Here is a 12048-nt window from a genome sequence, read left to right on the forward strand (position 1 = left end):
GATCCGCTGGATTATTGTGCATCCGCTTGATTTTCAGGACGAGCCTGTTGCACGGCGTCAAGCGCTTGCAAACGTTCATGCACCGCCATCAATGTTGGATAAGATGATAAATCCAAATTAAAGCGCTCTGCATTGTATACCTGAGGTATCAAACAGATATCGGCTAATGTTACCGAATTACCGTAGCAATAATCACCTGCAGATTCGGTCAAGCGCTGTTCAAATGCGGTAAAACTTCTTTCGACCCAGTTTGCAATCCATGCAGAACGCTGTTCGTCGCTACAGTTAAGCTCACCGGTTAAGTATTGCAATACCCGCAAATTGGTCACGGGTTGTAGTTCGCATGCTAAATCATAAGCCAGTGCCCGAACTTTTGCCTTGTCGGCGGGGGAAGAAGGCAACAGCGCTGTATCCGGATAGCACTCTTCCAGATATTCAATAATCGCTAGTGACTGATTTAACTTAACATCACCATCGATAAAAGTAGGAACTAATCGGGCAGGATTCAGCTTGCGATAGGCCTCGCTGTGTTGCTGCCCTCCGTCTTTAACTAAGTGAACCGGTTCGTAATCGTACGCCAGACCTTTTAGGTTGAGCGCAATACGAACACGGTAACTGGCGCTTGAGCGCCAGTAGCCGTAAAGTTTCATCACTTTTCAGGACCTTCGTATTGAACCACTTTCTGATTAATGGTGCCGAATATAGACTGGCCGCCATCATCTTTCATTTCAATCTTAATGGTGTCGCCAAACTGCATGAACTGCGTTGCGGGTTTACCATCACGAATGGTTTCTATCATACGAACTTCAGCAATGCAGCTGTAGCCGACACCGCCTTCATCAATCGAAGTCCCGTGATCAGTTCCTTGTTTATTCGAAACTGTACCAGAGCCAATAATAGCTCCTGCGCCTAAATGACGGGTTTTCGCTGCATGAGCGACCAACTGACCGAAATCAAAGGTCATGTCCTCACCGGCATTTGGCTTACCAAAAGCTTTACCGTTGTACTCTGACAGTAACGGTAAGTGAACTTTATTAGCTTTCCAGGCGTCGCCTAGTTCGTCAGGCGTTACCGCTACCGGAGAAAAAGCTGAGGACGGTTTACTTTGGAAAAAGCCGAAACCTTTACCCAGCTCACCGGGAATTAAGCCCCGCAATGACACGTCGTTTACCAACATCAGTAGCTTGATGTGTTGACCTGCGGCTTTGGCATCAACACCCATAGGCACGTCATCAGTAATAATGGCCACTTCGCCTTCAAAGTCGATGCCCCATTCGGTGCTGCCCATTTCAATGTCATCGTACGGTGCTAAAAAATCATCCGAGCCGCCTTGGTACATCAAAGGATCTTCCCAGAAGCTTGGCGGCATTTCGGCACCACGCGCACGACGAACCAATTCAACATGATTCACATAAGCGCTGCCATCAGCCCATTGATATGCTCTTGGCAGCGGGGACTCGCATAGCGAGGCATCAAATTGAACACTGCCATCAACGTCACTGTCATTTAGCTGCTGATAAATTTTTTCAAGTTTCGGCGCAATGCCGTCCCAATCATCCAATAACTCCTGCATGCACGAAGCGATTGCGGGAACAGCGACTGCTGAATTTAAGTTTCTGGAGACCACCATTAACTGGCCGTCACGAGTACCATTTCTGTAAGTGGCGAGTTTCATAAGTTGTTATTTCTCCTGCCAACTGTAGACGTAGTCCGGATTCTCAACCGCCAATGCCTCATCACTTGCTTGTAGGGCATCGCGAGTATCAAGCATAACCGCAACTTCATCTGTGAATTTCTTTTTGTGCTCACGCCCGGCTTTAAATGCTTTCGGGTGTGGGCCATGAGTAAAGCCTGCCGGATGGAAGGTTACCATACCGCGGTCGATATTATCACGACTGAAAAAGTCACCCTCATGATAGAAAAGCACTTCGTCGTAATCATCATTATTGTGGTAAAAAGGCACTTTCAATGCCCCCGGGTCTGACTCAATCGGACGCGGAACAAAAGTACACACCACGAAACGATCGGCAACAAAGGTCGTATGTGCCGAGGGTGGTAAGTGATACCGATGGCTCATCAACGGTCTAATATCGCGCCAATTGAGACGAACCGGTGCCAATTCGCCATGCCAGCCAATTGCATCCAGCGGGTTGTATGGGAATGTGATAACCGACACTTGTTGGTGACGCTTCACATACACCTGCCATTGATCCTCGCTGTACTGCGCTTGAAATGCCTCATCAATATCTGGCGTATCCAAAACCGCAGGGTCAAAAATAGCGTGGTTACCGACCAGGCCTTTTTCAGGCAAACCGTATGAGCCATTGGTTGCCTCAATCATCAGCAACTGCATGGTCTCGTCAGGCTCCAGACGCCAATTGGTAGATCTAGGGATTAGAAAGTAATCGCCCTTCACCAGATGGATATGCCCGTAATCACAATACAAGTGACCACTGCCCTCATGGACAAAAAGTAAGTCATCGCCGTCGGCATTACGCACTAAATAATCCATTTTGCTGTGACAATGCCACAAACGGAAACGGCAGTTATTGTTGTGTAATAAATCAGGCGTTAACCATGGGTTTTCCGGAGCTATGGCTTCTAACTTGTTAAAATCAAAAGCCCGTGGGCGCAACGGCCCACGCCACTCCGACCAACCGGTCGGAGCATGCTGATGGTGAAAATGCGTGGCCGGACCAAAAAAGCCGCTGCGGCCAGCTTCACGTTCATAAATGGCTTGCTCCGGAAAGTCAGCGTGGGCTTGTCGTGATGACTTGCCTACCTGCTTCGGAAAGCTAATCCATTTACGCATCGCTCAACACTCCCCGGCGAATTTGATCTTCTTCAATGCTCTCAAATAAGGCTTTGAAGTTACCTTCGCCAAAGCCTTCATTTCCTTTACGTTGAATGATTTCGAAGAACACGGGACCAATAACCGTCTGAGTAAATATTTGCAGCAAAATACCGTCTTTGGTTGGCGCACCATCAATCAAAATACGCTGTTCACGTAACGCGTCCAAATCTTCCTGGTGGCCTTCAACACGCTCGTTTACTTTCTCGTAGTAAGTTTCCGGTGTTTCCATGAAGTCCATGCCAATAGAGCGCAGGTCTTTTACGGTCTTATAAATATTGTCGCTGGTTAAGGCAATGTGCTGGATGCCTTCGCCTTTGTACTCTTTTAAGTACTCTTCAATCTGCGATTTGTCGTCATGAGATTCGTTAATTGGAATCTTGATCTTACCGCAAGGCGCTGTCATAGCACGGCTTAACAAGCCTGTCAGTTTACCTTCAATGTCGAAGTAGCGGATTTCGCGGAAGTTACCAATGCGCTCATAAAAACCAGCCCAGGTATCCATATTGCCGCGGAATACATTATGAGTCAGGTGGTCAATTTCGAACAAGCCAGCGGCGTGATCGCTCATTTTCGCTTCCCAGTTTTCGTAGAAGTCGAAGTGCTGCTTATAAATTTCATTGTTTTCGTAGTTATCAACGAAGTACAAAGCACTTTCGCCAATCCCGAATACCGCAGGTACACCTTCAACAACACCTTTATCTGCGGGGAACGCTTTCGCCCCATTATCAAGTGAGTGCTTTAACGCATGCGCAGCATCTTTTACACGCCACGCCATGCCACAAACACTTGGTCCGTGGTCTTTTGCAAACTCTTCTGCCTGACCGCCTGGCTCGGCATTAATGATGAAGTTAATATCATTCTGTTTGTATAACCAAGCTTGTTTACTTTGGTGTTTAGCCACTTCGGTAAAGCCCAGCTTATCGAACAAATCTTTCAACGCATCAATGCCGTTTTGATCCGGAGCGGTATATTCAACGAATTCAAAGCCGTCTGTATTTAACGGGTTAATCATTTTATCTGTCATGGTGACTTCCTCTTAATATTCGATTGTTAACACCATGACTGTAGCGGTACTTGCGGGGAAAAGGCGAATCTGAAGAAAAGATTGATATTAGGAGAACTTTGCACTTAAACGTAAAGTAAACGGTACAGGCTGCATACTTGCTCTGGATCAAGGTGCAGCCTCGGTAATCTGTAAAGATTTTAGTACAAAGCTATTTTTTTGTCTGCTCTGCTTTACGCGTGCGTCCACTGCGTTGTTTGCCAATGCCATAATCACGTAACTTATTCGCAACGGCCGTATGTGAGAGACCTAGGCGTTTTGCCAGCTGGCGCGTACTGGGGAAGCTCGGATAAAGCCGTCGCAAAACATGGCTCTCGAAGCGGCTAACAGCGTCATCCAGACTCATATCGTCAATATCTAACGCCAGCTGATCGTCTTCCTGATTCAATTCAGGTAAGCGAATATCGGCCGGCTCAAGCGTGTAACCTTCTATCATCGAAACAGAGCGAAACATGGTGTTTTCAAGCTGGCGAACATTGCCCGGCCATTGATAACGTTTTAATCGTTCTTTTGCGGCACGACTTAAACTCACCTGACTGCGCCCTAACTTCTTGCAGGCCTGTGCAACGAAGTGTTCTGCTAACAGTAAAATGTCACTTTTCCGTTCCCGCAGCGGAGGTACATTAAGTGCCAACACGTTCAGCCGGTAATACAAGTCCTCACGAAACTCACCGTTCTCAACTAACTCGTACAGGTTTCCTTGTGCCGTGCAAATAACACGAACATCCACACTCACTTCCTGCTCTTCACCAATACGGCGAAAAACACCATCCTCCAGAAAACGGAGTAATTTAGCCTGGAGACCAATCGACATTTCACTGACCGAGTCCAATAGCACAGTTCCACCAGCCGACTGCTCAAGCACACCGGTTTTACGGGTATTTTGAGCGCTCAAACTGCCCTCGCCGTGACCAAACAGCTCGCTCTCGGCGACGTTATCCGGTAACGCAGCACAGTTAATTGCCAGAAAAGGTTTATCTTTACGCGGGCTGGCAAGATGACAGGCTTTTGCTAATAGTTCTTTGCCCACCCCCGTCTCACCTTCAATCAAAAGCGGAGCATCCAGCTCAGCCATACGCTGAGCGTCTTTAATCACCCGTTTCATGGTGTTGTTATCGGTCAACAAGCGCTCAAAAGCTTTCTCATTACTTTGACTTTGCCAGGTGGCGGTTACTGGCTCTGACTTACAGGTCATGACCGCACCGGCGAACGCCGTGCTGCCCTCTTCGTCGTTCACCCAAATAGGCAGAAGCTGCGCGTAATATTCAGAATTGCCAATAGTGACCGACTCATAAATTGGATCTTTAGGTTTTTTATCCAGCCAGCGCTGCAGAGAAATTCCATGGACGTACTGCAGCAAAGGTTCGCCTTTCAGACTCTCTTCCTGCCCCGCCAGTAAACGTAACCCAGCGTCGTTGATAATATCGATATAGCCTTTGCTGTCGATAGACAAAACAGGGTCCGGTAAGGTGCTTAGCAGCAGACTAAATTCGTAATGCTCACGCTCAAACGGCATGTAGGGAATGGTTTTTACGTCGATAATATTGGGGATGCGACGAATTTGAGGCATTAAGTGCCTGAAGTCATCGAAAGCGAGTTCGGGGAAGTTAAGGAAAATTTTGCCTTTAGGATCGACTTCAATCCCACGCAAATCAATTTCGTGATCTCGTAAAATTTGCAAAACATCCTGACAAATACCCAAGCGGTCATCACACGTTATCTCAAGTCGCATAAACCCTACTGCTCCGAACTAAATGTAAAGCAAATAATACACTATTGTTATCGTCGACAAAACAAAAAACCCCGGCCAATAGGCCGAGGTTTCGCAGGATTCACCGACAAAAGGAGTTAAGCGTCTACGACACTGTCCGTTTTTGCGGCCATAATAAAGTCATTTTTGTGCAAACCATTGATAGAATGAGTCCACCAAGTCACTGTCACCTTGCCCCATTCGGTGGTTATTTCAGGATGGTGTTGTTCTTCTTCCGCAAGGTCGCCTACACGATTTGTGAATGCCAGCGCTTGTTTAAAGTTTTTAAACTTAAACTCACGCTTCAACATCATAACGCCATCGGTTGTTACTGGCGTCCAGTCGGGAATTTCTCGCATCAGCTCTTTTAGCTCTTCATCACTGACTTGTGGCGCATCGGCATGACACGCTTCGCAACGTGCATTTTCCAAGTTGGACATATTTTAATACTCCTTTATCTTAAGCTGCATCTTTCGGTGGAAATTTTGGTTCAAACAACCCAAGCTCCATCGCTTCATGTACCAACGACATAATATCCATATCGGATATCTGAAAGAGCTCATCTACACTCTCAATGGTATAGTAGATAGGTTGAATGATATCAATTCGATACGGCGTACGCAGAGCATCCAGTGCTTTAAGAGGCTTCCGCTCTGGCGTATCACTGTTTACTGCATATTCTGTTTCAGCTGGTGACGATAAAATACCACCACCATAAATCCGGATACCCTCTTCGGTTTTCAACAGCCCGAATTCTACGGTGAACCAATATAAACGAGCCAGATAAACCCGCTCTTTTGGCGTAGCCGCGTAGCCTAATTTACCGTATTGGTGCGTAAAGTGCGCAAATGCAGGGTTGGTTAATAGCGGGCAATGCCCAAATATTTCGTGAAAAATATCCGGCTCCTGCAAATAATCAAACTCTTCCCGCGTACGAATAAAAGTAGCGACCGGAAATTGCTTGTTTGCCAGTAAGCGGAAAAACTCATCAAATGGAATTAACGCCGGAACTGCAGCAACCTGCCAACCCGTTTCACGCTCCAAAACATCGTTAACTTCGTGCATCTGTGGCAAGCGGTCTTTCGGCAAGTCGAGTAATTCCAGTCCCTTCATATACTCATCGCAAGCTTTACCCGGTATGCATTCCAACTGACGCTCTACCAAGTCTTTCCACACTTGGTTCTCTTCATCGCTCCAATGAATAACACCGTTTTCATCCGGTTGCTTTGATACGTATTGACTTTGTTTACCCATAATTCAGCCTTGTTGCTTCCTCATTAGTGTTAGATCGTTATTGTTATTATTAGTTCAGATTACGCTGATTGCTGCCATTGAATCTGACAGGCATTTAGCGCCTGTTCGAGATCAAAAATAATATCATCAGCGGCTTCCAGACCGACGGCTATTCTAATTAATGTATCAGAAATCCCCGCTTTTGCCCGAGCTTCCGCTGTATAAGGAGAATGCGTCATTGACGCGGGATGCTGAATCAAGGTTTCAGCATCGCCCAGGCTCACAGCTAACGTGATCATCTGTAACTGGTTCAGAAAATACCGAGCTTTTGCTTCATCACCGTCCAATTCAAACGCAATCACAGCTCCATTGCTGGTCATCTGTTTACCCATTAACGCTTGCGCTTCATGGTCCGGCGACCCCGGATAGTAAATCTTTTCAATATCACTGCGGCCGGCAAGAAATTGGTAGACTGCATCCGCGTTTTGACAATGGCGTTGCATACGAACATCCAGAGTTTTTAGGCCGCGTAATATCAGCCATGCATCATGTGGGCTAATGGTCGCCCCCATGTCTTTTAAGGTTGTACTCTTAATTGTGTTTATATCGTCGTCACTACCGCAAATTATGCCGGCAACAACATCACCATGACCATTAAGAAACTTAGTTGCACTATGCACAACAATATCGGCACCATGTCGCTTAGGCTGCTGCATTAACGGAGTCATAAAGGTGTTATCAACCACCAGCCGAATGTCATACTCAGCAATTACTGCATGAACCTTTTCAATATCCACCACTTTTAAATGAGGGTTCGCCGGGGTTTCAAGAAAAACCAAGCGTGTATTGTCACGCAAGGTTTTTTTCAGCAAGCCTTCGTCGTTTAAATCAATAAAGTCAGCTTCTACCCCAAAGCGCTCGAACAGCTCACTAAATAATGCAAAACTGCAGCCATAAATGGCATCAGACACCACGATATGGTCTCCGCTACGCACAAAGGCCATGGTTGCGGCGGCAATGGCTCCCATCCCGGTAGCAGCAGCGGCGGCGGCCTCATACCCCTCCAGACTCGCCATACGACGTTCAAGTTCTGCAGTCGTAGGGTTGCCTAAACGACTGTAGATATAGCCTTCTTCTTCGCCCGCAAAACGACGAGAGCCCTGCTCAGCAGAAGAGAATTTAAACGTCGAGGTTTGGTAAAGCGGCGAGGTTAACGCACCATGAGGATCATCATGCGATTCACCAGCATGAATTACTTGAGTCGCTGGCTGCCAGTTATTATTGTTTTTTTTAAAGTCAGAAGACATGCGTTTTTTTGCTCGTTTGTCAGAATTTTGTTAACGAGCAACAGAGTGCAACGAGCATACCTTAATTGGCAATCTTTGCGCTGCGTCAAAGCTTACAGAAACTGTAACGCTAATTTTCCACCTGTTGTTCTGCTGACGCTTTATCCTTTGCCTGACGAGACTTATAGACGAAAGGCAAAACTCCCTTTAACTGACTCAGTAAGTCTTTTTGCAGTTTTAGATAGCCTGGCTTTTTGACCTTTTCAAACGGCATTGGACGACACAGTGATATCACTTGATAACCAAGGCGTGCGGTTAGCAAGCCCGCACCTAAGCCCTGCCCTGCACGAGTTGATAAGCGGGTCAACAACTCCGCGCTAACCCATTGCGCACCTAAATCCGCTGCTACCTCGCTGAGCCCTGCGTAAGCGATATTGGCAAACACCTGCCGCCACAACCGCAGCCGTGCCCAGTAGCCCAGTTTTACGCCGTAAAGCTCAGCAATACGTGATATCATGCGTTGATTACGCCACATCACTATGAGCATATCCAACAAGGCAAATGGGCTCACCGCGACCATGGCCGCAGCCTCCGCTGACCAGCGACTTATAACTCTCGTTGCCTGCTGATCGACCCGGCTCAAAATGTCGACTTCAAAACGCTCACGCTCTTCATCCGCCGACCAGTAAGGTTGCTTTATTTGTTGCCAGCGGTGCTCTAAGTCCGGATGTTGTAATAAGTGCAGCTGCTGCTCAGGTTGAGGTTCCGCCGACTGCCTCTTCCAGCGCCTCTTTAAACGCTGCAGCAGCCATACCTCACGCACGATAAAACTCAAAAACGCTAATGCAATAACACCAAAACCAACAGCCCAAAGGCTGCCTAAGAAGATATTCTGCTGAAGTCTCTCAAGTACCATTAATACCGCTTCAATTAAGGCCGCCGACAGTGCAAAAGCAACGCCTAATGCCAACCATTTCCCCCACCGCCGAGGCTTATTAGAAACAGGTGCTTTCGCCAGTTCTTGCTCAGGTAGATCAGGAATAGAGCGTCTGTCAGAAACCTCAACCGCTGGTTCATCCACCGAATAATAGGTTAATTTGCGCGAGTCACTCACTTTAGTTTATCTCCTAAAACGTATTCGAGTAGCTGATCAAGACGGATATGCGGTAACGGCGAGTGCTGCACAGTAAAATCAGGATAAAATTGCGGATACACATAACCTTGTTGCCAGTCGTCAGCAGTGGGCATCGCATAGGGCACTTCCGGAGCCCCAACCCGAACAAACTTACGTTGTTCGTTAACACCATCAAGCACCGTCGTTCCGTCGCTTAACTTTTTGATTTGGCTAGTCGCAATGCCGGCAACGCTAAATACCTGATGCGGAATTTGATCAAACTGCAATTCCTGACGCTGTTTTTGTGTCATCAGTCGCAATAACTGAGTCAACTGTTGATGATCTTGGGGAGCGATGCTGTCTGCTTTGGTCGCCACCAGAGCCACTTTATCAATAACCGGCGAAAACAGGCGCTTCAATAAGCTGTTATTACCATAAGAAAAGCTCTTCATTAACTCGTTAATAGCCAACTGCAGCTCAGCAAAATGATGCTCACCATTTTGTAACGCCTGTAACACATCAACTAACACCACCTGACGGTTAAAGTGCTTGAAATACGTTTGGTAAAACGGAGTAATCACCTGCTGTCGATAGTATCGGTATTTTTCCCGCAGTCGCTTTGCCCACGCCTCAGGTATTGCTTGTTCCAGAGGCCATGGAAAGAAATCCAGGGCTGGAGCCCCCTCAAGCTCGCCCGGTAAGACCATTCGACCTGGCTGCAATAACAACAACTTGCGCTCTCTGCACTGACGTAAAAAGCTGCGGTAGTCTGAGGCTAACTCACGCAGTTGCTGCTCCGCCTTGTCATCTGACGCAACAGTGGCCTTTTCTTGCACTGTTTCCAACCACTCTTCCGCCAACTGATGGCGTAACTCAGCTTTCAATAAACGCTGTTGCTGTTGACTCCACTCGTCATAACTTAAGTTCAGTAACGGTAAATCCAGTAACCATTCACCCGGATAGTCAATTAGGTCTAACGTCAAACGGCGAGTATCCAGTATTCGTCCAGCCAGCCCCCGCCGCGGCTGATATTTTATTTCTACGCGTATCTCGCTGACGTCCCGGGTCGACTGTGGCCATTTCGGCTCTTTGCCGGTTAATGACTCTATCGCTCCTTCGTAATCAAAACGAGCAACCTGCCAGTTACTGCTGGTATGTAAACGACACCCATTCAGCCGTTGCTGCTGCTTTACAGAAAAATAGGGCAATTGTTGGGTTTCGTTTGCGTAGAGTAACTGCTCCAGCATGCCAGTAATCAGTGCCGTTTTGCCGGCACCACTGAGCCCGGTTACCGCAAGGCGTATATGACGATCAAACCCGCGATGAATAACATCGCGGGTCTGGTGTTGTAACTTCTGAAATCGGCTCACAGACGATTGAATTCTCGTTGAAGATTATAGTGGTTTGAGGTTACGTACTTTTCCATCGATTGCAACTGTTCCTCTAACTCATCAAACTCGCGCTTGATGTCGCGAAAGGCGTTTCTAGGAGGCTCTCCGCCCTGCCAAACCTTTGTTTTCACATCAACGTTGTGACGGCCACTGTTAGGCGGTTTTTTATCCAAAATTAACCACCCCGCCATGTAAAGCACAAAGAAAAAGCCGCTGGAAAAAATTAACCCGGTGAAGAACACCACACGAACCAGCCAGGGCTCCAGGTTCAGGTAGTCGCCGAGACCTGCACAGACTCCAGCAATTTTACCGCGTTCGGAGTCTCGTCGCAGCTCACGCTTTGGTAATTGTACACTCATTGTCTGTCCCTCCAGCCCGGAGCGTCAGCATCCAGAATACGTTCCAGTGTCTGCACACGCTCTCGGATCCGTTTTGCTTGATCAGCCAGTAACGCCAGCGACTCCCTCTCATCTTCATTCAATCCCTGATTCATTTGTCGTTTACTGCGATAATGAAGGATGATCCAGATGGGCGCGACCACCACAACAAACAGAATAATCGGCGCCATCAACATCCCTAAGATTGATTCAATATCCATTTTCTTCAGCCTGTATTAAGAGTCTTGTTTGGTTTTTTTACTCATACGAGCACGCAACGCTTCCAGCTCGTCATTAACCTTACCCTCATTTTCTAATTCAGCAAATTCATCACGTAAGGTACGTTTGCCCATATCATAAGACTCTACCTGGGCTTCTAAATCATCAATTTTTGCTTCGTAGCGATCAAAGCGCTGCATGGCATCATCCACTTTTCCGCTATCCACTTGCTGCTTAACCTGTAACCGGCTACTCGCCGTTTTCTGACGCATCAAGATGGTTTTCTGACGAGACTTGGCATCTGCTAGTTTTTCCTGAAGCTGACCAATTTCGTCATTTAATTTATCCAGGCTTTCATTAACGCGATCCATTTCATGTTGTAACGCATCAACACCTTGCTGCGCTTTTTGCTTTTCAATTAACGCCTGACGCGCTAAATCTTCACGCTCTTTGTTTAACGCAAGCTCAGCTTTGTTTTCCCATTCCTGAACTTCGCTTTCCATACGTTGTTGCTGGCGCTGAATGTCTTTCTTTTCAGCTAACAACCGCGCCGAAGTAGAACGAACTTCAACGAGTGTATCTTCCATTTCCTGAATAATCAGGCGCACCATTTTTTGTGGATCTTCAGCTTTATCCAATAAAGAATTGATATTGGAGTTCACGATATCGCTAAAACGTGAAAAAATACCCATAATAATTACCTCATACTGGTTTAATAAACAATTCGGTAATTTATTATTCAAGTATCAAGCCAACTTTTA

13 protein-coding genes are annotated in these 12048 nt (G+C 46.9%); all 13 read right to left on the reverse strand.

What is annotated here, in order from left to right; genetic code table 11:
• Window positions 1-11 precede the first annotated feature (11 nt).
• A complete protein-coding gene (gene maiA / locus RBK99_RS02520; protein ID WP_317503356.1) occupies window positions 12-650 on the reverse strand; it encodes a maleylacetoacetate isomerase in 639 nt (212 codons plus the stop codon).
• Window positions 650-1675 (reverse strand): fumarylacetoacetate hydrolase family protein, encoded by a 1026-nt coding sequence (locus RBK99_RS02525; protein ID WP_317503065.1) that lies wholly within the window; start codon window positions 1673-1675, stop codon window positions 650-652. The genes maiA and RBK99_RS02525 overlap by 1 nt, the downstream gene beginning before the upstream one ends.
• 6 nt (window positions 1676-1681) lie before the next feature.
• Window positions 1682-2812 carry a homogentisate 1,2-dioxygenase gene (locus RBK99_RS02530; protein WP_317503066.1) on the reverse strand — a complete coding sequence of 377 codons (1131 nt, stop codon included), beginning with the start codon at window positions 2810-2812 and terminating at the stop codon, window positions 1682-1684.
• Window positions 2805-3878, reverse strand: a complete 1074-nt coding sequence (gene hppD / locus RBK99_RS02535) for a 4-hydroxyphenylpyruvate dioxygenase (protein WP_317503067.1) — start codon at window positions 3876-3878, stop codon at window positions 2805-2807. The genes RBK99_RS02530 and hppD overlap by 8 nt, the downstream gene beginning before the upstream one ends.
• A 190-nt stretch (window positions 3879-4068) precedes the next feature.
• Window positions 4069-5649, reverse strand: coding sequence for a transcriptional regulator TyrR (gene tyrR / locus RBK99_RS02540; RefSeq protein ID WP_317503068.1), 1581 nt, complete (start codon window positions 5647-5649; stop codon window positions 4069-4071).
• A 116-nt stretch (window positions 5650-5765) separates the two neighbouring features.
• Window positions 5766-6107 carry a 4a-hydroxytetrahydrobiopterin dehydratase gene (locus RBK99_RS02545; protein ID WP_317503069.1) on the reverse strand — a complete coding sequence of 114 codons (342 nt, stop codon included), beginning with the start codon at window positions 6105-6107 and terminating at the stop codon, window positions 5766-5768.
• 19 nt (window positions 6108-6126) lie between these two features.
• Window positions 6127-6921: a phenylalanine 4-monooxygenase gene (gene phhA, locus RBK99_RS02550; RefSeq protein WP_317503070.1), complete on the reverse strand. Its 795-nt coding sequence runs from the start codon at window positions 6919-6921 to the stop codon at window positions 6127-6129.
• Between the two features lie 59 nt (window positions 6922-6980).
• Window positions 6981-8207, reverse strand: a complete 1227-nt coding sequence (locus RBK99_RS02555) for a trans-sulfuration enzyme family protein (RefSeq protein ID WP_317503071.1) — start codon at window positions 8205-8207, stop codon at window positions 6981-6983.
• 109 nt (window positions 8208-8316) lie between these two features.
• Window positions 8317-9300, reverse strand: coding sequence for a TIGR01620 family protein (locus tag RBK99_RS02560; RefSeq protein WP_317503072.1), 984 nt, complete (start codon window positions 9298-9300; stop codon window positions 8317-8319).
• The gene (locus RBK99_RS02565) at window positions 9297-10670 is read right to left on the reverse strand and encodes a YcjX family GTP-binding protein (RefSeq protein ID WP_317503073.1); all 1374 of its coding nucleotides are present in this window, start codon (window positions 10668-10670) and stop codon (window positions 9297-9299) included. Before RBK99_RS02565 ends, RBK99_RS02560 begins: the two co-directional genes overlap by 4 nt.
• On the reverse strand, window positions 10667-11050 hold the full coding sequence (gene pspC, locus RBK99_RS02570) for an envelope stress response membrane protein PspC (protein ID WP_317503074.1): 384 nt from the start codon (window positions 11048-11050) through the stop codon (window positions 10667-10669). Before pspC ends, RBK99_RS02565 begins: the two co-directional genes overlap by 4 nt.
• Entirely contained in the window at window positions 11047-11289 is a 243-nt protein-coding gene (gene pspB / locus RBK99_RS02575) for an envelope stress response membrane protein PspB (RefSeq protein WP_317503075.1), read from the reverse strand. The genes pspC and pspB overlap by 4 nt, the downstream gene beginning before the upstream one ends.
• 15 nt (window positions 11290-11304) lie before the next feature.
• Complete coding sequence (pspA, locus tag RBK99_RS02580; RefSeq protein WP_317503076.1) at window positions 11305-11979, reverse strand: phage shock protein PspA; 675 nt, start codon at window positions 11977-11979, stop codon at window positions 11305-11307.
• Window positions 11980-12048: the final 69 nt, after the last annotated feature.

Origin of the sequence: Idiomarina solivarensis (assembly GCF_033052755.1) — a bacterium.
Classification (GTDB): Bacteria; Pseudomonadota; Gammaproteobacteria; order Enterobacterales; family Alteromonadaceae; genus Idiomarina.

Bases quoted from the DNA above. Each gene is read 5' to 3' on its own strand.
- maiA (WP_317503356.1), bottom strand. From the start codon at position 650: ATGAAACTTTACGGCTACTGGCGCTCAAGCGCCAGTTACCGTGTTCGT.
- RBK99_RS02525 (WP_317503065.1), bottom strand. From the start codon at position 1,675: ATGAAACTCGCCACTTACAGAAATGGTACTCGTGACGGCCAGTTAATG.
- RBK99_RS02530 (WP_317503066.1), bottom strand. From the start codon at position 2,812: ATGCGTAAATGGATTAGCTTTCCGAAGCAGGTAGGCAAGTCATCACGA.
- hppD (WP_317503067.1), bottom strand. From the start codon at position 3,878: ATGACAGATAAAATGATTAACCCGTTAAATACAGACGGCTTTGAATTC.
- tyrR (WP_317503068.1), bottom strand. From the start codon at position 5,649: ATGCGACTTGAGATAACGTGTGATGACCGCTTGGGTATTTGTCAGGAT.
- RBK99_RS02545 (WP_317503069.1), bottom strand. From the start codon at position 6,107: ATGTCCAACTTGGAAAATGCACGTTGCGAAGCGTGTCATGCCGATGCG.
- phhA (WP_317503070.1), bottom strand. From the start codon at position 6,921: ATGGGTAAACAAAGTCAATACGTATCAAAGCAACCGGATGAAAACGGT.
- RBK99_RS02555 (WP_317503071.1), bottom strand. From the start codon at position 8,207: ATGTCTTCTGACTTTAAAAAAAACAATAATAACTGGCAGCCAGCGACT.
- pspC (WP_317503074.1), bottom strand. From the start codon at position 11,050: ATGAGTGTACAATTACCAAAGCGTGAGCTGCGACGAGACTCCGAACGC.
- pspB (WP_317503075.1), bottom strand. From the start codon at position 11,289: ATGGATATTGAATCAATCTTAGGGATGTTGATGGCGCCGATTATTCTG.
- pspA (WP_317503076.1), bottom strand. From the start codon at position 11,979: ATGGGTATTTTTTCACGTTTTAGCGATATCGTGAACTCCAATATCAAT.